Origin of the sequence: Aminobacter anthyllidis (genome assembly GCF_018555685.1) — a bacterium.
In the GTDB taxonomy this organism is placed as follows: domain Bacteria; phylum Pseudomonadota; class Alphaproteobacteria; order Rhizobiales; family Rhizobiaceae; genus Aminobacter; species Aminobacter anthyllidis.
In genome coordinates, this window is the sequence record NZ_JAFLWW010000007.1 from 29,939 (window position 1) to 49,427 (window position 19,489).

Sequence of the window (19,489 nt, forward strand, 5' to 3'; positions counted from 1 at the left end):
GAGGTTGTCCATTCGGACCGAACCGAGGAGACTGGAGTTACCAGGCTTCAGCACTCAGCGGAGGGTCCGAATGAACATCCACAAGAATGCCCGTCTCACGCCGCTGCGTCGAGAGGAGATGGCGCTGGCGGTGATAGAAGGCGGTTTTTCCAAAGCCCATGCGGCGCGGATGTATGGCGTGTCGGCCAAGATCGTGGCGCGTTGGACCGAGCGCTACAAGGCCGCAGGTCGTGACGGCATGGCCGACCGTTCGTCACGGCCCAACGTCATGCCGGACATGACCGAACAGGCAGTGGCCGAGCGCATCGTCGCCTTGCGCCGCCTACGGCTGACCGGCAAGCACATCGCCATGGAGGTCGGCGTCTCGCCTGCCACCGTAAGCCGGGTTCTCAGGCGTGCCGGGCTGTCGCGGCTCAGGGATATCGAGCCGGCCGAACCGATCCGACGCTATGAGCGCGAGCATCCCGGCGAGATGATCCATATCGACATCAAGAAGCTCGGACGTTTCAGCCAAGTCGGCCATCGCATCACCGGCGATCCGCAAAAGGGCAAGTCGCGCGGCGCTGGCTGGGAGTTCGTCCATGTCTGCATCGACGATGCTTCCCGTATCGCTTTCTCGCAAATCCTGCCCGACGAGAAAAAGGAGAGCGCCATCGCTTTCCTCAAGGCGGCGGTGGCCTATTACGCCAGCCTCGGCGTCACCATAGCCCGCGTCATGACCGACAACGGCTCCTGCTACAGATCGAAGGCTTTCGCCAACGCCTGCCGCGATCTCGGCCTCAAGCACGTCACCACAAGGCCCTATACGCCCAAGACCAATGGCAAGGCCGAGCGATTCATCCAGACGGCGCTGCGCGAATGGGCCTACGCCATAGCCTATCCGACATCCGATCACCGTGCCGCCGAACTGCCCGTCTGGCTGCACAGATACAATTGGCATCGCCCACATGGCAGCCTAAAATCAAAAACGCCTATCAGCCGCCTCGCCTTGACCGAGGACAACCTGTTGAGGCTCCACACCTAGGAGTAGACCCACGATCGCCTGGCAGACTTGATCGGAGCGTTGGATACGTTCGGCCCGATCAGCTTATCGGCCCGATATCCTTCGATCCGGCAAGCGCATCGAAAACATGTTGCTTGGCTTGGCGCACGCTCGCTTCCAGCGACGCTCCAAGAGCAAGCGAGGCGGCGACTGCGCTGGCCATCATGCAACCCGTTCCGCGCATCCCTTGCGGCAAGCGGGGCGCCTCGAACCGAACTGCAGGTTGGTTCGGCTGCAAAAGCACGTCGACGCAACGGGTTCCTTGTGCATGGCCGCCCTTGACGAGTACGGCGGTCCTCACCGTCCTCGATAGCTCTTCAGCCTGACGACAAGCCCCTTCTTCGTCCGCGGCCGGTGACGAGCCGGTAAGCGCAGCCAGCTCGACCAGGTTAGGCGTTACAAGCCGGCAGATCGGCATCAGATCGTGGCGCAGCATATTAATGGCATCGTCCGCCAGCAGATTGCGTCCCGAGGTAGAGGCCAGGACCGGGTCGAGTACCACAGGCACTTGGCGGTTGACCAAAACAGCGCCGACTGCCTCAACAGCCGCCGATGTCCCAATCATGCCTATCTTGACGGCCGCGACAGCGTTGGCAGCGAACGCGGCGCGCATCTGAGCGGCGACAAGCTCCGACGGCACAAGCTTGACGTGCTCGACAGCCGAGTGCGTCTGTACTGTCACGGCGGTGATGGCAAGACAACTGCGCAGCCCAAAGGCGGAAACCGTTTCTATATCGCGGGCAATTCCAGCTCCACCGCTGGAGTCCGACCCGCCAACGACAAGCACATGCGGTTCTCGCCTCAGCGCCATCTGTCTGTCTTTTCGATCCATTCTCGCGTGCGCGCTTCGGGGTCGTCGTTCAGCGTGATGTCGGTCACCACCGCCGCGCTGTCCGCACCAGCCTCAAAAGCGCCGTCGAGGCGGTCAGGGTTGAGACCGCCAATGGCGACCAGGGGAATCGGCGCGACCCGGCACTTCCACTCTCTGATCCGTTCGAGCCCTTGCGGCGCCCATTTCATCTTTTTCAGGATGGTGGGATAGATCGGACCGAGTGCGATGTAGTCGGGCATGGCCGTTATGGCCGTTTCCAATTCTGCATGATCATGAGTGCTGAGCCCGAGCCTCATGCCGGCCGCCCGTATCGCCAAGAGGTCGGCGGTTTGTAGATCCTCCTGGCCGAGATGAACGAAGTCGCAGCCTTCCTCGATTGCCAGGCGCCAGTGGTCGTTGACGATGAGCTGGCTTTGGTGCTCGGCGCACAAGGCCTTTGCCTTGCGGATTTCGGCGCGCAGTCGGTCCTCGCCCATGTCCTTGATGCGAAGCTGAACCAGCTTGACGCCGAGCGGCACCAGCCGCCCAATCCAGGCGGCACTGTCGACGATCAGGTAGAAGGGATCGAGCTTCATGAGAAAACCGCCCTGCCGATCGTCGGTGTCGAGGGCACGGCGACGTCACGCGGTTCAAGCATTCCCGAACTGAAGGCTTCGCGACCGGCGTCGACCGCCTTGCCGAACGCACGGGCCATGCCGACCGGATCGGCCGCCCTGGCGACCGCCGTATTCAGGAGCACGGCGTCAAAGCCGAGTTCCATGACGTTGGCCGCGTGCGACGGCCGTCCGAGCCCCGCATCCACGATCAGCGGGACGCCAGGGAGATGGCCGCGCATCGAACGCAGTGCCATCACGTTGACCGGCCCGAGGGCGGAACCGATCGGTGCGCACCACGGCATCAAGACCTTGCAGCCCCCCTCCAGCAGCCGCTCGGCGACGACAAGGTCATCGGTGGTATAGGGGAATACATCAAAACCGTCCTCGCACAGGATGCGGGCGGCTTCGACCAGGCCGAACACGTCCGGTTGCAGCGTGTCGTGGTTGCCGATCACTTCGAGCTTGATCCAGCTCGTGCCGAAGACGTCGCGCGCCATTTTCGCAGTGGTCACCGCTTCCTTGACGGAATGACAGCCAGCAGTATTGGGCAGGATTCTGACGCCCAGCGAGCGGATCAACGACCAGAATTTCTCGCCGGCCCGACCGCCTGCCATCTCACGGCGCAGCGAGACGGTCACCACCGACGTGCCCGATGCCTTGACCGCATCGGCAAGAATGGCCGGCGAAGGATATTGCGCGGTGCCGAGAAGCAGGCGGGAAGGAAGCGTCGTCCCGAGAAGCTCGAACATGCTAGCCTCCCTGCATCGGCGAAAGGATTTCGATCCGATCGCCGTCGCTCAACCGGAATTCCGCCCGGTTGGCTTTGTGCACGAGGTCGCTGTTGACTGCGGTCGCCAGCCAATCGCCCTCATAGTCGAGCGCGGCAAGCAGCTCGGCCAGGGTGTTGGCGGCAACCTCATGCGCTTCGCCGTTGACCAACAGTTTCATGAGCTAGCTCCTTGGTTCCGTCATGATTGAAAACCAGGTCGGCCGCCTGGCGCGCCATGGCGGGCGCGAGAAGAAAGCCATGGCGATAAAGCCCGTTGATCGCGACCGTGTTGCCGCGTGCCTCGACACGCGGCAGGTTATCTGGAAAGGCCGGACGAACGCCGACACCAGTCTCAACGATCTCAGCCTCGCCGAATGCCGGATGGAGCGCGCAGGCGGCACCCAGAAGCTCGATCATCGAACGCGCCGTGACCGGTCCCCCGGAATGGCTTTCGATCATCGTCGCGCCGACCATGAAACGCCGGTCGGCACGCGGCACCACGTAGAGCGGAAAGCGCGGATGAAGCAGCCGGACCGGGCGCGACAGCGAGACGTCGGGCGTGCGCAGGATCAGCATCTCGCCCCGAACGCCACGCAGCCGGTCGTCGTCCGTCGCCATCCCGGTGCAGTCGATCTGGCGATCGAAACCGGAAATGTGCCGGGCATCGGCGTCGAAGCGGAATTCGACGCCCATCGCCGACAACCTGTCATGCACTGCCGCCATCGCCTGGCGCGGGTCGAGATGGGCTTCGTCGGGGAAGAGCAATCCGCGGCGGAAGCGGCCGGCAAGGTCGGGCTCCCGCAAAGCGATTTCATCTTCATCGACGCGCCGATGACCCGACGTGCGGCTGGCGAACCGCTCAAGTTCGCCCGCATCGCGCGGCGCAGCCACGACCAGTGTTCCGGCCCGCGTCACCTGGCCGGGTGTCACCGCCTCCCACCATTCGGCGGCATCGCGTCCGAGATCGAGCACCGGCTGCTCGGCGCTTTCACGCTCGCACCATGGCGCCAGCATGCCGCCGGCGAACCACGACGCATTGCCACCGAGGGCATGTCGGATCTCGGCGACTGTGACCGTCGCGCCGCGGACGGCGAGCTCGAAGGCTGCGGTGAGGCCAGCGACGCCGGCCCCCTGCACCAGCACTCTCATGATGGCTCTTGTGCCTCCGACATGAGCGGTGCGCCGCTCTCTTCCGCTGGCACGTAGAGATCGCCGCCCTCGCGGTATTTCGCAGCCATCGCCGCCATGCCCTCTTTCTGTGCCTCGGCGCGGATGTCGTGGGATATTCGCATTGAGCAGAATTTCGGCCCGCACATGGAGCAGAAATGCGCCAGCTTGTGGGCCTCCTTGGGCAAGGTCTGATCGTGGAAGGATCGCGCGGTTTCGGGATCGAGCGACAGGTTGAACTGGTCCTCCCAGCGGAACTCGAAGCGCGCGCGGGAAAGGGCATCATCCCTGGTTTTCGCTGCCGGGTGGCCCTTCGCCAGGTCGGCGGCATGGGCCGCTATCTTGTAGGTGATCACGCCAATCTTGACATCGTTGCGATCGGGAAGGCCGAGATGCTCCTTCGGCGTGACGTAGCAGAGCATGGCCGTGCCGAACCAGCCGATCATGGCAGCACCAATGCCTGAAGTGATGTGGTCATAGCCCGGCGCGATGTCGGTGGTCAGCGGTCCAAGCGTGTAGCAGGGCGCCTCGCCGCAGACGGCGAGCTGCTTGTCCATGTTCTCCTTGATCTTGTGCATCGGAACGTGGCCGGGCCCTTCGATCATCACCTGGCAATCCTTCGCCCAGGCGATCTGCGTCAGCTCGCCGAGCGTCTCCAGTTCGGCGAATTGCGCTGCGTCATTGGCATCGGCGATCGAGCCCGGGCGAAGACCGTCGCCGAGCGAGAAAGACACGTCATAGGCGCGGCAGATGTCGCAGATCTCCGCAAAATGCTCGTAGAGGAAGCTTTCCCGGTGATGGTGCAGGCACCATTTGGCCATGATCGAGCCGCCGCGCGAGACGATGCCGGTGACCCGGCCAACGGTCAGCGGGATGTAGTGCAGCCGCACGCCGGCATGGATGGTGAAATAGTCGACGCCCTGTTCGGCCTGTTCAACCAGCGTGTCGCGGTAGACCTCCCAAGTCAGGTCCTCGGCAATGCCGTTGACCTTTTCCAGCGCCTGATAGAGAGGCACCGTGCCGATCGGCACCGGCGCATTGCGCACGATCCAGTCGCGGATGTTGTGGATGTTGCGGCCGGTCGACAGGTCCATCACCGTATCGGCGCCCCAGCGGATCGCCCAGACCATCTTTTCGACCTCTTCGGCCATCGAAGAGGTGACGGCGGAGTTACCGATGTTGGCGTTGATCTTGACGAGGAAATTGCGCCCGATGATCATCGGTTCGCTCTCCGGGTGATTGATGTTGGCGGGAATGATCGCGCGTCCGCGAGCCACCTCGTCGCGCACGAATTCCGGCGTGACGAAGTCGGGGATCGCCGCGCCGAAGGCTTCGCCGTCGCGTTGAAGCTTGCCGCGCAAGATCTCGCGGCCGAGGTTCTCGCGGCCAAGGTTCTCGCGGATGGCGACGAACTCCATTTCGGGCGTGATGATGCCGGCGCGCGCATAGGCAAGCTGTGTCACCGCCTTGCCGGCCTTGGCCCTGAGCGGCCGGTTGCGAATGGGAAATTCCGGCGTCAGGCGCTCGCCCACCGCGAATCCGTTGTCTTCCGGCTGGACATGGCGGCCATCATAGGCTTCGACATCGCCGCGCGCGATAATCCATTCATGGCGAAGCCGTGCAAGGCCGTTCTCAATGCTGGTTTCGACTGTCGGGTCGGTATAGGGGCCGGACGGATCGTAGACGATGACGGGCGGCTCGCCGGCCGTTGGATGGACGGAGATTTCGCGCATCGGCACCCTGATCTGCGGGTGGAGGACGCCGGATTTGTGGATTTTCCGCGAGGCGGGCAGGGGTCCCGTCGACACGGCGGGGGTGAGGGCATTCATCTTGAGGCTCCTTTGCTCATTGCATTGGAGACCCAGTTCTGTGCCGGAAGGATGAAAAGACGCTTTGGTCGACCTGCCGAAACAGGACCTCGGGCATAGACTCCCGCAACGCGCTTGCACCGTCCCTACGCCAGTATGAACTGGATCAGGTTCAACGGGTCACTGCGCCGCGAAAGCCAGCAGTATCTCAGCCCCTTGCCGGGACTCCCCTGGTGAATGCGTCGAATTGAATGGGCCGGCGCTATTTTGTCAAGCGCATTCGTCCCGCAGCGGTGATCGACGACCAAACAAACCCAGCGGAAAAGCATGCTAGTATCGAGAGCAAGTGGCGCCCCAGAGCAGCGGTGAAGTGCCCCCCAGTAAGGCGAGCCCTCATGCGGATTCGGTGCCTTTTCCAGCACGGTATTTTCGGGGCTTTCCGGAACGACGCTGCTGCCACCCAGTTGGGTGAGATTGCTATAGATGTCTGTCTTGCTCGTCGTCGGCAATCCTTCCGCTTCGGCTAGACGCCCCGTTTGTTCCCCCAGAGCAGAACATGAAGCTGCGGCAGTACACGCGCCTCGAACCACCTGTCACGGGTCACCTTTTCAACCAGCCATTCCATGCGCCTCATCACACCGGCCATGTCGATGAACGCGTCTTCGTCGCCGGGACGCGGCGGCGTGTGATTGCCGGGCTGCAGATAGACGGGTAATTGCGGGTAGCGCGCCGCGGCGTCTTTGGCATAGGCATAGTCATCATCGTCGAAGACAACGAGCTTGAGCGCCATCTGCGGCTTATCCTGCGCCGCCTCTAAGCAGGCGTCGAACGCGGCCCAATCTGTCGTCATTTCGCTTGAGGGCGGCTTGGGGCTTAGTACCAGCACGTCGAGATCCGCGAACCATTGCTTAGACACCGAGCCTTGGGTTTCCAATGCAAAACGGTAGCCCTCACCATGCCCGCGGTCGATCAACTGGCCAAGCGGCTGGATGGCCGGATTGCCGCCCGACAGCGATACCATCACGGGCTGACCGCCGGAAAGCGCAATGACCTTTTGCCAAACCGCGTCGGGAGACATCATCTCCCAATCATGGCGGAAGCGACGGTCCACCGCATGCAGGCTGTCGCACCAGGAACAGCGATAATCGCACCCGCCGGTTCTTACGAACACCGTCGGCAAGCCGATCAGCACGCCTTCGCCCTGAATGGTCGGCCCAAAAATCTCGCTCACCCGGATTCCGGGATGCAACGCGCAAGTCATGGTCGGTATTCCGCCCAGGTTTTCGGCGTCTCGCTCACCCGCACGGCGGAGGTTTCGGGTAGCCGCATCTTGCACCAGTGGTAGAAGTGCCTGGCCAGACATTCCGCTGTGGCATGGTCATGCCCCAGCAAGTCGTTAAGATGCCGATGGTCGAACGTCCCATCGATGTAGTGCTTGAACGCCGCCAGATCTTGGTAGTCGCGCACAAAGCCGTGTTCGTCCAGTTCGCCACCTGAAAGCTCCACGACGACGATGTAGTTGTGGCCGTGCAGGCGTGCGCACTGATGATCGGATGGCAAGGAGGTGAGCTGATGCGAGGCCGAGAAGTGGAACTCTTTGGTAATGCGGAACATCACGCGCTCGTTGTCTGGATAGCGTGGAGCCAGAAGTCTGCATCCTCATAATTTGTCCGATCGGCAATGCCGGCCAGATCGAATGCTTCGCGCCGTTCGACGCATGTCCCGCAGCGACCGCAATGACGTGCACCGCCCTTGTAGCAGGACCACGTCGCCTCGAACGGTGTGGCGTACTTTGCCCCCTCGCTGACGATGTCGGCCTTCGACATATTCACATACGGAGCATACAGGCGGATATCGGCGTAGCCTGCGAGCGCATGGTTCTGCATCGTCTGAAAGGCGTCGATAAAAGCGGGCCGGCAATCGGGATAGATGAAATGATCTCCGCCGTGGACGGCAGTGGCCACCGCATCGGCCTGCTGCGCGGCGGCAACCCCGAAGGCGATGGCCAGCATGATGGCGTTCCTATTAGGCACCACCGTGATCCTCATGGAGTCTTCGGCATAGTGCCCGTCGGGCACGTCCACATTATCAGTCAGCGCCGAGCCGCTCAGGTTCCGGCCGACATCGCGGATATCGACGATCTGGTGCGGAACACCCAGCCGCTTGGCGCACATAGCGGCAAAGCCGAGTTCCTTTTTGTGCCTCTGGCCGTAATCGAACGAAAGCAGGCCAATGAGTTTCTGCTCGGTCGCCACCTTGTGAGCGAGCGAAACAGAGTCCAATCCGCCGGAGCAGATGACGAGGGCATTCATGGTTTGAATCCTTGTTTTGACCGGGTAAGGCTGCGACCGGAGATTTCTCTGCGTTCCCACTACTCCACGGAGCCGGTTTTGTGAATGGGGTGGACGCGATTGAGCCGAGGTACCTTGTTGTCAGCGTCCCCAAGATGACTTTGCACGCGACTTGTCGCGTATCTTCGACCGCTGGGGTGCTGACGCCGGCACTGCGTTTATAGGCGTATAGACGATGCAGAAATCACTGCCGTGGCGCAGCAGCATTCCCGACACACCTTCGGCTTGTCCGGTTTGCCCCAGAACTTGACGTCCCGAGTTTCGGCGACAACTCAAGGGTCGACCGGCAGTCCAGTGAAAGGGTTCTGCCGCGTGCTTTGCCGTTTTCTGGTCTGCGCATAGATCGCCTCGAGCCGCCGCGCCTCGTCATTGGTCAGAGCTGGGAATTCCTTTCCGAGGGCGCGGCTCGAGAGGGGCCACCATTCTGGTTAAGGAAACGGAAGAGCAGATCGATCAGCCGCTCGGGCATGTCGATAAAGGCATTCACCTGTTGCCGGAATCGATCGTAGCGCTGCAGAAAAGCTGTTTCGCCAGGAAGGTACCGTTCGATCGTCCGCCGAACGCAGGCATAAAGAAATTCGGCGTGCGGGGTTGCATCGAAGTATCGGTAGAAATCCACGGTGTCATTCAGCACCCGGACATTGAATTGCGGCGTCAGTTCCCATTCGACCAATGGCAGAAGGCGCTTCGAATAGCTCTCCAGCACGCGCCTGTACTCGTCGATCTGGTCCAGGATCGCGGCCGATACGGGACACCACTTCCGGCGATTGAAGCGGTGCATGGCAAGGACGTGGTGGATCAGGTAGCGGTGAATGCGGCCGTTTCCGTCCTCGAACGGATGGATGTAGACAAAGCCGAAGGCGAAGATTGCGGCGGCGACGACTGCATCAAGGTTTTGCGCTGGGCCTTGATCGAGCGCAATTCCAGAACAATTTTCCTAGACTGAAGGCGTCGCAAGGCAAGACATTGTCGGCGCTGATCGTCGCCCCAGCTGATCCAAGCATCGGTTCCTGCTTGGGTCTAGCGCCCTAGGCGACGCCACGGTCGGCGAGCGCTCTGGCTGACCTTAATCCAAATACCTAAGAATCACAGGGTTCCATTGCGCTGATCGAGACGCCCTTCGAGCCCTATCCATGCCATGGATGCATTCCATCCAAACAACCAAGTTTACGCACCTGTCATGATGCTGCATAGCGAAATACCGGCAGGCACCGATCGATCACTCCACTTCCTTGATCATTAAATGAGCGCGCCAAAAGATACCAATAGGAGAACTGTAGATGCCCCTGTGCCAATGGATGCCCTGCTGTTCGGCGGAACTCTGAGGGGTCCTTACGCCACACCGTGTTGTAGAGACCGCATACCTGAACAGCAGATGCCTGAGAACGATGGCGCTTGCAGTAGAAAGTACTAGCCCATTGCAACATTACCCCACCCTGCCTGTCCACTAGCAAAGCGAAATCATGAAATTCGGGTCAAGCGGCGTTCGAGGTTTGGCTTCGGAATTGGTCGGCAAGGCCAGCGGACTTTATACCGAAGCTTTCGCTTGGCGTTTGATTTCCAGCCGGGTTCAGCCGAATAGTTCAGTCTTCATAGGCCGCGACCTACGTGACAGCAGTCAGGCGATAGCCAACAATTGCATGGCGGCGTTGGCCGCAAATGGTTTCCAGCCGATCGATTGCGGCACCATACCCACGCCTGCCCTGGCACTATATGCATGCAAACACGGCGCGGCGGCTCTTATGGTCACCGGGTCGCACATTCCAGCCGATCGCAACGGCATCAAATTCTATGGCCCGAATGGTGAAATCAGCAAGGCGGATGAGGCCGCGATTACGCGCTTTGTAGCCGAAAGATCAAATGCGTATTGCTTACCACCAGCTTGTCCGGGAACGACGTGGCCTATGCACCGTGAAGAAGCGATCGCCTCTTATCGAGAGCGCGCCCATGACATGCTGGAGCCGGGCTCACTTTCCGGCATGAGACTTGGAGTCTATCAGCACAGTTCGGTCGCGGCGGAACTGTTGATACAGGTTCTTCAATCGCTCGGTGCCAGCGTGGTCGCCATCGGGAAAACCGGGACCTTCGTACCTGTCGATACCGAAGCCGTAGACACAGCAACAATTGCAAAATTGAAGAAGTGGGTCCGCGAATTCGGTCTCGATGCCATCGTGTCGACCGATGCGGACGCTGATCGGCCACTCATCGCTGATGAAAATGGCGATCTTCTTCGCGGCGACCTGGTTGGGCTTGCAACGGCTCTTTTCCTGAAGGCAGACACGATCGTGACGCCAGTGACCTCCAATTCGGGAATTTCGAAGGCCTTTGGCTTCGCGGTCCAGAGGACGAAAGTCGGGTCTCCATTTGTCATTGAAGCAATGGAAGCATTACACGGCGCCGGCGGCGTCATCGTCGGCTTTGAGGCCAATGGTGGTGTTCTGCTGGGCTCGGATTGTGTGGTGAATGGGAAGACATTGACTGCACTGCCGACGCGGGACTCATTCGTCCCGATTATGGCCGTCCTCAGTACCATGGCGTCGACAAAAAAGAAGCTGTCGCGACTGCGCGGGCTTTGGAATCTTCCTGTGTGCGCCAGTGACCGGCTTCAGAACTTCCCCGCGGAAAGTTCGCGCAGATTGATGGATCATCTCGCAAGCCGGAACGCACTGCAGCACTTTCTTGCCTCGTTCGGGACCGTCGCCGAAATTGACGAAACCGATGGCCTCAGGGCGCGGATGCTTTCAGGTGAGATCATACATCTGCGGCCTTCCGGCAATGCCCCGGAACTGCGCTGCTACTCGGAAGCTTCGACCGAGAGCAGGGCCATGGCGATCGTCGCCTCGACGCTGCAAGGGGCACATGCGTTCGCGCTTACAGACGAGATAGAGGACCTTTGATGAAAGTGGTTCCGGTCATCATCAGCGGTGGAGCTGGTTCGCGGCTCTGGCCCGCCTCAAGGCAATCGCACCCCAAACCTTTCCTCAAGGTGGCGGATGGACTTTCGCTCATCCAGCACACCGTGTTGCGCGCCGCTTCGATGCAGCATGTCGTGGAGCTTGTTACCGTGACGTCCACGGGGCACCTCTTCCTTACGAAAGACGTTTTCGACGAGCTGGATTCCGTTGTTTTGCCACGCACCTTTCTGCTTGAGCCTGAGGGTCGGGATACCGCCGCCGCCGTCGCTGCGGCAACCGTCCATGCCAAGGCAACACAGGGTCCCGATGCTGTTCTGTGTGTTTTTCCCGCCGACCATATGATTGGTGATCTGCCCGCATTTCAAACCGCCATGAACCGGGCAATCGAACAGGCGCAGCAGGGGCGTATTGCAACCTTGGGCATAACCCCGGATAGGCCAGACACCGCATTCGGCTACATCGAGGCCGACGGTGAGAAAGTTGTCCGGTTCGTCGAGAAACCGAACGCCGAGACTGCCAGATCTTATGTCGCGTCCAAACGTTTCTTCTGGAACGCCGGCATCTTCTGCTTCAAGGCGCAGGTCATGCTCGACGAAATGGCTGCGCATTGCCCGCAGGTGATCGATGCCGTTCTCGATAGCTATGATAACGCTCGCGTCAGCCACGGCGAACATGTTGCCAGCGTCGAACTCTCATCTGAGCACTTCGCCATGGCGCCGCGTATTTCACTCGACCATGCGGTGATGGAAAAAACCCACAATCTCGCTGTCGTTCCCTGCGAAATGGGGTGGAACGACATTGGATCTTGGAACGCAATGGCCGAACTGGTCGCCGCTGACGGGAGCGGCAACAGGATTCGCGGCGATGTCCATGTGGTCGACACCGTGGGCAGTTACATAAGCTCGGACAAACGCGTCATCGGCACCGTCGGCATCAGCGACCTGGTGATCGTGGATTCCCCCGATGCATTGCTTGTTGCATCCCGCGATCGCGTCCAGGACGTCAAGAAACTCTTCGAGGGCCTCAAGGCTGCGGGACATGAAGCGCACTTGCTTCACAGTACCGTGCACCGGCCCTGGGGCACCTACACGGTTCTGGAGGAAAGCGAGCGCTTCAAAATCAAGCGCATCGAGGTGAAGCCGGGCGGACGCTTGAGCCTGCAGATGCACCATCACCGCTCCGAGCACTGGGTCGTGGTCAGCGGCACTGCGAAAATAGTCAACGGCGACCAGGAGCTACTCCTGACCACCAATCAATCCACCTATATCCCTTGCGGCCACAAACACCGGCTCGAAAACCCCGGCAATATCGGACTGGTGATGATCGAGGTCCAAAGCGGCGAGTATCTCGGCGAAGATGACATCGTGCGGCTTGAGGACGTATACGGTCGAACCTGACAGTTCAACGTCACATGCCCTACGTTGGCTTGGCAGACCGAACCTGCGTCGGCATGGGTCGCAGGTCGGCGCATCTCTTCTCTGTTGTGCCTCCCGGCGGCGCAGGGTAAGGCGGCACTCCCTTCTAGGCCCGCCGCGGCGTCCCGCAACCCTTCGCTGTCGCTTCGGCTCCTTCTCTTCGTTTCGGCCCTTCGGATGCAGTCCGCCTGAACGGCGGCCCTTCCGGTCGCAACTCGCCGCCCACCCCCGCTTCCGTCCCGCTTCCGGGGGCCGTCGAGCGTCGGAATCGCTCCTGTTTCCGTCTTGCGAAGGCCCGTTGCGCAGGAATCGGCACAGGCCTCGTCCGAGCGGTTCTCCGCTCGCTCGCCGCCTCGATCAAGCCAACAAAACGGGCGCGAGGATTGCCACAGGCAGAAGCTGCCCAAGCCATCATCGTGACGATTTGCTCTTTTGCAGCTCGGTTCGTTTAGCGTGCCAGTCGGGTGGGGTCTGACCGAGAATGTTGCGAACGAAGAAGTCCAGGAGTTTGCGCTCAGTATAGATGCCTGGCGCGCCGTGATCGGCACCAGGCACATAGACCATGTCGAAATCTTTTCCCGCCTTGATGAGGCGGTCGGCAAGCTGGAGCGAGGAGGACGGGTCGACATTGTGGTCCATTTCGCCGACGACGATCATCAGCTTGCCCCGCAGCCTGTAGGCATTGTCGATGGCGGAGGATTGGGAATATTCAATGCCGACTGGCCACCCCATCCACTGTTCGTTCCACCAGATCTTGTCTATCCGGTTGTCATAGCAGCCACTGTTGGCGACCGCGACCTTATAGAATTCGGGATGGAAGAGCAGCGCGCCCACCGCGCTCTGGCCGCCTGCGGACCAGCCGAAAATGCCGACATTGGAGATATCGTACCACGGATACCTCGCGGCGGCCGCCTTGTGCCATAGGATGCGATCGGGAAAGCCTGCGTCCTTCAGATTTTTCCAGGCAACGTCATGAAAGGCGCGCGAGCGGTTGTTGGTACCCATGCCATCGATCTGCACAACGACGAAGCCCAGTTGCGTGAGCGGCTCTGTCCGCCTTGAGAAGGATTTTGGGGCAAAAGAGCCCTGCGGCCCGGCATAGATATTCTCCACGACCGGGTACTTCTTCTTCGGATCGAAATTGGCGGGCAGGTGAATCACGCCCCAGATGTCAGTCTTGCCGTCGCGCCCCTTGGCGTGGAAGCTGAGTGGCGGCTGCCAGCCGGCGGCGACGAGCTCGGACGTGTCGGCGGTCTCCACCTGCATGAGCTTGGCATTATCGATGGCGCGGTAGAGCGTCATGCGGGGCGGCAGATCGATGCGTGACCAGATATCGACATAATAGCGGCCGTCGGGAGAGAACTCGACATGGTGGTTGGCCGGCTCGGGCGTGAGCTCAGTCAGCCCCTCACCGTCGAAGCCGATGCGGTACGCATGGACGAAATAAGGGTCCTCCCCCGGGTTCATCCCGCTCGCCTCGAACCAGATCTGGCGCTTGACCGGATCGACATGGTTGACCCCCCGGACGACCCACTCACCGCTGGTGATCTGGTTCTTGAGCGCGCCGGTCCGGCCGTCGAACAGGTACAGGTGCTCGTGCCCATCGCGCTCGGACGCCCAGATGATCTCCTTCCCGTCGTCGACATCGTAACGAAAGATTTTCCCGGTACCCTCCTGATCCATCACCAGAGGCTGGTAATCAACAAATGTCTTGCTGGTCTCGTCGATGATCGAGCGCGCACGGGCCGTGGCGGCGTCTACCTCGACCAGCCGATAGAGCTGATGCCCGCGCTGGTTATATTCGAAAGTAAAGCCGCGACCGTCCGCCCACCACCGGAGAGGTGAAAGTTCGAAGGGGTTCGAGAACAGGGCGTCGTCAATCGCGACTTGGCGCTGGCTGGCAATCTCGAACAGAACCGGCTGGGGTAGCGGAAGGACATCACCCGGCTTGGGGTAGACCAGGGTTGAATGTTCGCGCTGCAACCGGTCCGTCGACGAATCGAGGTAGGGGACCTCCCGCTTGTAGCCGGGGCGAACGCGGTAGGCCGCGAGATGGCGCGAGTCCGGCGACCAATTCAGCGTCGAAAAGACGTAGTAATTGCCCTCGGATCCCTCCCGACTCAGCGCAACATCCTGCAATCCGTCCTTGCTGCGCAGGAAAACATTGTAGTTTTTTATATAGACGATCCATTTGCCGTCGGGCGAGACGCTCCTCTGGTCGGGGTTATTCTCAGCCGGTGGCGTGTAGTAGTGGCTGAGCTGAAACTCCGGGGCCTCCACATCCAATTTTGTGCTGGTGCAGGCATAGCTTGCAACGTCGCAGCTCCACCGGACCTGCTCAATCAGGAAGTCGAGCCTGCGACCATCCTCGGTCAGTTCGAAACGCTCGAAGGGAAGATCGCCGGCCTGATAGCTCTTATGGCTCGCTTCATTTAGCCCCGCCGCCAGACGGGCCTGATCGAAGGCGGCCCGTTTCAAACCCGTGGCAGCATCGACCCGCATGAACTGCTGCTCGCCGTGGCTAGTCCGGCGGTATGCGAACGCGTTGGCTCCAGTCAGCCAGAACGGCCGCTCGGGGACATTCACGAGCCCGCGATAGCGATTGTTGATCGTCAGTGCCCGCTCCAAATCGCTCAGCGCTAGCGATGGATGCGCATCGTTCGAACCGTTGGCCAGCGCCCGAGCGGTCGCCGGTCCCGATGCCCCTTGAATTGATAACGCGAGCGCCAAAGCGCCGATCTTGAACATATCTGTTCACCTCTTTCGGTTTTCGGAAGACGCATTGTTGGAGTCTGGCTTTTCATCGCCGGCATGCAGCAGCGTTGAGCGTTGCTCGAAGCAGTCAGCACGCGGGTGCAGCCAAGACGGCAGTCACCATGACCCGTGCGCCCTACGCGGATCCAGGAACTGGCCGAGTGAACCAGACTGAAGAGTTGGCATCCGAGCCAGCAGGGTATTTTCCATGTCCACAATGAGGGAATGTTCAAAGCCCCATGACGCTTGCAATCACACCTGGAAGGGCCGGAATTTGGCCCGGCACAAAGCGTTAGCTATCGACATTCTCTGCATGGCTGTCGTCAGTCCGTTGATCCGTGTCCGGATGAACGATGCAATATGTGCGCCAAAGGAAATGCCTTTAGATCAAGGCGATCGATCGGACCGGCTGTGTCGGATGACCGACATTAACGTCGCATCTCCGACAGCTCGGACAACCCCAAGTCACATTGACTTTGGGTGTATGTCAGGTTGACAAGAGTGGACCGTCGGGCCGACCGCAAAAGGGAGCACGAGGCGCCCTTCATTCGACTCGGCTGCGCGTAAGCCGCCTTCGCCTTCCGTTGCCGTCGGAATCAGGGCTGTGGTGTGTGATCGATAGCCTGACAGGGCTTCCCGCCGAGAGATACGGTCGGCCGCTCACCGGGCTGACCCGGTACGAGGCCGAAGAGGCTGCCTTTAACCTCAGCGAGAGCACTCCGCCATGGATGGCTTTGGTCAGACGTCGCAGACGTTAATCAAGGCTGCCGATTCCACGGATGGTCGGACGCGATGCGCCTCCCACTCCATCACACCCGTTCGCGTAACCTACCTCTTCCTTCTGGATGCGTGCGTCATGGCAGGGGGCGCATGTGCTCCCCAGTTCGCCGTAGCATAAGAGCCGGACCGTCGCGGTGCGCCACCAGATGGTTGGCGACCGTGGCCGGAACCGTCGCCCGTTCTCTTGCCGATGAAGTGCTGGGTGCCCGACACCGAAATGGCGCGCGATCTCCCGAACCTTCTGCCGATCCTGACACGGGCGATCGGCTGGAACCTCATCGAGCAGCAGTATGACGAGTTGATCAAATATGCGCCGGCCCTGCAGCACCGCACGGCCGATGCGGAATCGATCCTGCGCCGCTTTGCGCGGGCGAGCGTGCAGCGCCCGAGCTACAAGGCGCTGGCCCAACCGGGTGCGATGATTACATGCTCGAGGCTCTATTCGGTCTTCCCGATAGTGTCTATGGCGACCTTCCTGTGTCCGAAACCGAACAAGAATGTCAGAGCCCCACCCGCTGGCCGTACAGCCAGGCACCGGCTGGCGAGCAAGCGGTTGAACGAAACGGAGCGCAAATCCGGCACGCAAATTGCTTTGATCTCGTAAGTGAGACGTCGGCAGGGCGTCGGGGAGGATTGAGAAATCAACCAGGAGCGTGCTCGATGCCCGCAATGAGACGGCCAGAACAGGACGATGAACCCAGCCACACCTGGGGAGCTGGACCGCTATAGCCAGCCGCGGCGCCTCCTCGTAGATCGCGCCTCCTTCAGCAAAGCCGTCCACCAGCACTACGAGGCCACCCTATGCAGCTCTCGAACCTGGCCACAGCGCGCATGTACATTCAAGTGCGCCCCTCAGCCTTGCGTGGTCCGCTCGAAGCGCGCCAGGAACGCATTGTGTGTGGACGAGGAACGTGCGCTTGGCAGTTCAGGGGGCGCGAGCGCTCTCGCACTCCTCCGATGCGCCGCACCCATTCTTCTGATCAGCCGGTTTGACCCGCCATGTCGCCTTTGCATTTCATCTATCGTCCCTTTGAGACGCTTATCCGCCCGCTGGATATCCCCTACGCGCCTTTACCGGCAACAGGTCCGTTTGCGCTGCTTCTGCATTTCGCACGCATGTTCCGTGGCGCGCTGGCGGCCATCGCCGTCTTCATGATGGCGGTCGAGGGAATCAACCTCGCGGTGATCTGGGGCATGTATATCATTGTGGACGGGGTGAGCACGAATGGTGCGGCGGTTTTCCTTGAGGAAGCTTGGCCTATGCTCACGTTCCTCGGCCTGCTGATGTTCCCCGTGCAACCGCTGCTGATGTTCATCGCCAAGACATTGGGTTCCCAGGCAGTGTCCGTATGCATGCCCGCGGCTATGCAATGGCATGGCTACAAGGCGGTCGAACGTCAGGACCTTGCATTCTTCCACGATCTCTTCGCCGGCCAGGTGGCGTCGCGCATTTCGCAACTCGCCTCCGCCGTGCAGCAGCAGATCGTCGTAGCGTCTTCCAGCATACCGTATTTTCTCGTGCAGTTTCTCGGTTCGCTTTCGCTGCTTGCCACGCTGTCCTGGCCGCTGGCGCTTCCGGTCTTTTTTTGGATCGTGGCGAACGTCGCTGTCGCGGTTGTGGCAGTGCCATATTTTGCCGTGCGGTCCCGCCACTCTGCCCGCGCGCGCAGCCTCGTCGTCGGCGCCATGACCGACCTCTACAGCAACATCCACGTGGTCAAGCTGTTTGCGGCCGAAGACAGCGAGGCGGACGCAATGCGCACCATCATGGGAGATTCCATCGAGACGCAACAGCTTGAGCGGCGCATCCAGTTAACAACCGACACCGGCGTCGTCCTGCTGAACGTCCTTCTTTCGCTGACCAACATCGCCGTCGGGCTTTGGGGACTCGTGGCCGGTTTTGTCACCACCGGCCAATTTGTTGCTTCAATCGCACTCGTTCAGCGGCTCAATGCCAACTCCCTGGCCTTTCTCCAGCTAGGACAGCAGATATTCCAGGCTGTGGGCACGATACGCGACGCGATGCCGGTCATCACCACGCCTCCAACGGTAACCGATGTCTCCGGAGCCAGGCCGCTGGCCGTTGTCGCCGGCACGGTCGAGTTCAGGGATATCCGGTTCGAATACCGGCAAGGAAAAGGGGTAATCGAGAATCTATCGCTCAGGGTCCGCGCCGGCGAGAAGGTCGGGCTCGTCGGCATGTCGGGGGCCGGCAAGTCAACGCTTGTCAGCCTGCTTCTGCGGTTCTTCGACGTAAACGATGGCGCAATCGTCGTCGACGGCCAGGATATCCGTTCGGTGACGCAGGCAAGCCTGCGTCAGAATATCGGGGTCGTGACCCAGGATGTCTCGTTGCTCCATCGCTCTGTCGGGGACAACATCCGTTACGGCCGGCCGGATGCCTCGCCGGAGGAGGTCGAACGCGCCGCAATGCTGGCCGATGCGGACGGTTTCGTGGCCGATCTCAAGGACAGCGAAAACCGCACCGGCTACGATGCTTTCGTCGGTGACCGCGGGGTGAAGCTTTCTGGCGGCCAGCGTCAGCGGGTCGCGATCGCTCGGGTGCTGCTTAAGGACGCGCCAATCCTCCTTCTAGACGAGGCGACTTCTGCCCTGGACAGTGAAGCCGAGGCGGCGGTCCAAGAAAAACTCGAGCTTATGATGGAGGGCAAGACGGTGATCGCCATTGCCCACCGCCTGTCGACGATTGCCAGCATGGACAGGATCGTCGTGCTCGACAAAGGGCGCATCGTTGAGGAGGGCTCCCCCTCGGAGCTACTTAAACGCGACGGCCTGTATGCCCGCCTGTGGCGGCGGCAGACCGGCGGCCACATTGCCGACAGTTCCGAGGAGAAATAAGCCGACTGGAAGGTCGTTCGTCACGGCTCCGCGCTGCTCGCAATGCTTGGCTGTTGTCGTAGAGAGCGGGCATATTCGCGTTAGACAAATCTCGGCTTTCGCCGCCTCCGTCGCAAATGTGTGGGAACGGGCGACGAGATGCCACAGGAGCTCTTCGGTTCTATCGCGAGAAGCTGGTTCTATCGCGAGAAGCTGACCGTC

Annotated in this window: 16 protein-coding genes and 1 riboswitch; of the genes, 5 read left to right on the forward strand and 11 right to left on the reverse strand. The window is 60.8% G+C overall.

What is annotated here, in order from left to right:
• Nucleotides 1-70 precede the first annotated feature (70 nt).
• A complete protein-coding gene (locus tag J1C56_RS23055) occupies nucleotides 71-1,024 on the forward strand; it encodes an IS481 family transposase (RefSeq protein ID WP_214392401.1) in 954 nt (317 codons plus the stop codon).
• Between the two features lie 58 nt (nucleotides 1,025-1,082).
• Here J1C56_RS23055 and J1C56_RS23060 read toward each other — a convergent pair whose 3' ends face one another.
• The 10 genes from J1C56_RS23060 to J1C56_RS23105 form a co-directional block, all read right to left on the reverse strand.
• Complete coding sequence (locus J1C56_RS23060) at nucleotides 1,083-1,853, reverse strand: hydroxymethylpyrimidine/phosphomethylpyrimidine kinase (protein ID WP_214392516.1); 771 nt, start codon at nucleotides 1,851-1,853, stop codon at nucleotides 1,083-1,085.
• Nucleotides 1,844-2,449, reverse strand: a complete 606-nt coding sequence (locus tag J1C56_RS23065) for a thiamine phosphate synthase (RefSeq protein ID WP_214392402.1) — start codon at nucleotides 2,447-2,449, stop codon at nucleotides 1,844-1,846. The genes J1C56_RS23060 and J1C56_RS23065 overlap by 10 nt, the downstream gene beginning before the upstream one ends.
• Nucleotides 2,446-3,219 carry a thiazole synthase gene (locus J1C56_RS23070; protein ID WP_214392403.1) on the reverse strand — a complete coding sequence of 258 codons (774 nt, stop codon included), beginning with the start codon at nucleotides 3,217-3,219 and terminating at the stop codon, nucleotides 2,446-2,448. Before J1C56_RS23070 ends, J1C56_RS23065 begins: the two co-directional genes overlap by 4 nt.
• Before the next feature lies 1 nt (nucleotide 3,220).
• Nucleotides 3,221-3,418 (reverse strand): sulfur carrier protein ThiS, encoded by a 198-nt coding sequence (gene thiS, locus J1C56_RS23075; protein WP_006334020.1) that lies wholly within the window; start codon nucleotides 3,416-3,418, stop codon nucleotides 3,221-3,223.
• Nucleotides 3,387-4,388, reverse strand: coding sequence for a glycine oxidase ThiO (gene thiO, locus J1C56_RS23080; RefSeq protein WP_214392404.1), 1,002 nt, complete (start codon nucleotides 4,386-4,388; stop codon nucleotides 3,387-3,389). The genes thiS and thiO overlap by 32 nt, the downstream gene beginning before the upstream one ends.
• Nucleotides 4,385-6,235, reverse strand: a complete 1,851-nt coding sequence (gene thiC, locus J1C56_RS23085; RefSeq protein ID WP_214392405.1) for a phosphomethylpyrimidine synthase ThiC — start codon at nucleotides 6,233-6,235, stop codon at nucleotides 4,385-4,387. The genes thiO and thiC overlap by 4 nt, the downstream gene beginning before the upstream one ends.
• A gap of 104 nt (nucleotides 6,236-6,339) precedes the next feature.
• Nucleotides 6,340-6,456: riboswitch (TPP riboswitch) on the reverse strand.
• A 281-nt stretch (nucleotides 6,457-6,737) separates the two neighbouring features.
• Nucleotides 6,738-7,475, reverse strand: a complete 738-nt coding sequence (queE, locus tag J1C56_RS23090) for a 7-carboxy-7-deazaguanine synthase QueE (RefSeq protein ID WP_136617730.1) — start codon at nucleotides 7,473-7,475, stop codon at nucleotides 6,738-6,740.
• Entirely contained in the window at nucleotides 7,472-7,828 is a 357-nt protein-coding gene (gene queD / locus J1C56_RS23095) for a 6-carboxytetrahydropterin synthase QueD (RefSeq protein WP_214392406.1), read from the reverse strand. The genes queE and queD overlap by 4 nt, the downstream gene beginning before the upstream one ends.
• A complete protein-coding gene (queC, locus tag J1C56_RS23100; protein WP_214392407.1) occupies nucleotides 7,828-8,526 on the reverse strand; it encodes a 7-cyano-7-deazaguanine synthase QueC in 699 nt (232 codons plus the stop codon). Before queC ends, queD begins: the two co-directional genes overlap by 1 nt.
• Before the next feature lie 412 nt (nucleotides 8,527-8,938).
• Complete coding sequence (locus tag J1C56_RS23105) at nucleotides 8,939-9,487, reverse strand: Fic family protein (protein ID WP_338001497.1); 549 nt, start codon at nucleotides 9,485-9,487, stop codon at nucleotides 8,939-8,941.
• A 541-nt stretch (nucleotides 9,488-10,028) separates the two neighbouring features.
• On the opposite strand from J1C56_RS23105, the gene J1C56_RS23110 reads away from it, so the two are divergent.
• Nucleotides 10,029-11,462, forward strand: coding sequence for a phosphomannomutase (locus J1C56_RS23110; protein ID WP_214392408.1), 1,434 nt, complete (start codon nucleotides 10,029-10,031; stop codon nucleotides 11,460-11,462).
• Entirely contained in the window at nucleotides 11,462-12,877 is a 1,416-nt protein-coding gene (locus J1C56_RS23115; protein WP_214392409.1) for a mannose-1-phosphate guanylyltransferase/mannose-6-phosphate isomerase, read from the forward strand. Before J1C56_RS23110 ends, J1C56_RS23115 begins: the two co-directional genes overlap by 1 nt.
• Before the next feature lie 429 nt (nucleotides 12,878-13,306).
• Here J1C56_RS23115 and J1C56_RS23120 read toward each other — a convergent pair whose 3' ends face one another.
• Nucleotides 13,307-15,643, reverse strand: a complete 2,337-nt coding sequence (locus J1C56_RS23120) for a S9 family peptidase (protein ID WP_214392410.1) — start codon at nucleotides 15,641-15,643, stop codon at nucleotides 13,307-13,309.
• Nucleotides 15,644-16,631: 988 nt separating this feature from the next.
• Here J1C56_RS23120 and J1C56_RS33700 point away from each other — a divergent pair.
• On the forward strand, nucleotides 16,632-17,033 hold the full coding sequence (locus J1C56_RS33700) for a Tn3 family transposase (protein ID WP_214392411.1): 402 nt from the start codon (nucleotides 16,632-16,634) through the stop codon (nucleotides 17,031-17,033).
• Between the two features lie 395 nt (nucleotides 17,034-17,428).
• The gene (locus J1C56_RS23130) at nucleotides 17,429-19,288 is read left to right on the forward strand and encodes an ABC transporter ATP-binding protein (RefSeq protein ID WP_214392412.1); all 1,860 of its coding nucleotides are present in this window, start codon (nucleotides 17,429-17,431) and stop codon (nucleotides 19,286-19,288) included.
• Nucleotides 19,289-19,489: the final 201 nt, after the last annotated feature.

What these genes read in the sequence shown, in the direction of transcription:
- J1C56_RS23055 (WP_214392401.1), top strand. Translation starts at nt 71, where the DNA reads ATGAACATCCACAAGAATGCCCGTCTCACGCCGCTGCGTCGAGAGGAG.
- J1C56_RS23060 (WP_214392516.1), bottom strand. Translation starts at nt 1,853, where the DNA reads ATGGCGCTGAGGCGAGAACCGCATGTGCTTGTCGTTGGCGGGTCGGAC.
- J1C56_RS23065 (WP_214392402.1), bottom strand. Translation starts at nt 2,449, where the DNA reads ATGAAGCTCGATCCCTTCTACCTGATCGTCGACAGTGCCGCCTGGATT.
- J1C56_RS23070 (WP_214392403.1), bottom strand. Translation starts at nt 3,219, where the DNA reads ATGTTCGAGCTTCTCGGGACGACGCTTCCTTCCCGCCTGCTTCTCGGC.
- thiS (WP_006334020.1), bottom strand. Translation starts at nt 3,418, where the DNA reads ATGAAACTGTTGGTCAACGGCGAAGCGCATGAGGTTGCCGCCAACACC.
- thiO (WP_214392404.1), bottom strand. Translation starts at nt 4,388, where the DNA reads ATGAGAGTGCTGGTGCAGGGGGCCGGCGTCGCTGGCCTCACCGCAGCC.
- thiC (WP_214392405.1), bottom strand. Translation starts at nt 6,235, where the DNA reads ATGAATGCCCTCACCCCCGCCGTGTCGACGGGACCCCTGCCCGCCTCG.
- queE (WP_136617730.1), bottom strand. Translation starts at nt 7,475, where the DNA reads ATGACTTGCGCGTTGCATCCCGGAATCCGGGTGAGCGAGATTTTTGGG.
- queD (WP_214392406.1), bottom strand. Translation starts at nt 7,828, where the DNA reads ATGTTCCGCATTACCAAAGAGTTCCACTTCTCGGCCTCGCATCAGCTC.
- queC (WP_214392407.1), bottom strand. Translation starts at nt 8,526, where the DNA reads ATGAATGCCCTCGTCATCTGCTCCGGCGGATTGGACTCTGTTTCGCTC.
- J1C56_RS23110 (WP_214392408.1), top strand. Translation starts at nt 10,029, where the DNA reads ATGAAATTCGGGTCAAGCGGCGTTCGAGGTTTGGCTTCGGAATTGGTC.
- J1C56_RS23115 (WP_214392409.1), top strand. Translation starts at nt 11,462, where the DNA reads ATGAAAGTGGTTCCGGTCATCATCAGCGGTGGAGCTGGTTCGCGGCTC.
- J1C56_RS23120 (WP_214392410.1), bottom strand. Translation starts at nt 15,643, where the DNA reads ATGTTCAAGATCGGCGCTTTGGCGCTCGCGTTATCAATTCAAGGGGCA.
- J1C56_RS23130 (WP_214392412.1), top strand. Translation starts at nt 17,429, where the DNA reads ATGTCGCCTTTGCATTTCATCTATCGTCCCTTTGAGACGCTTATCCGC.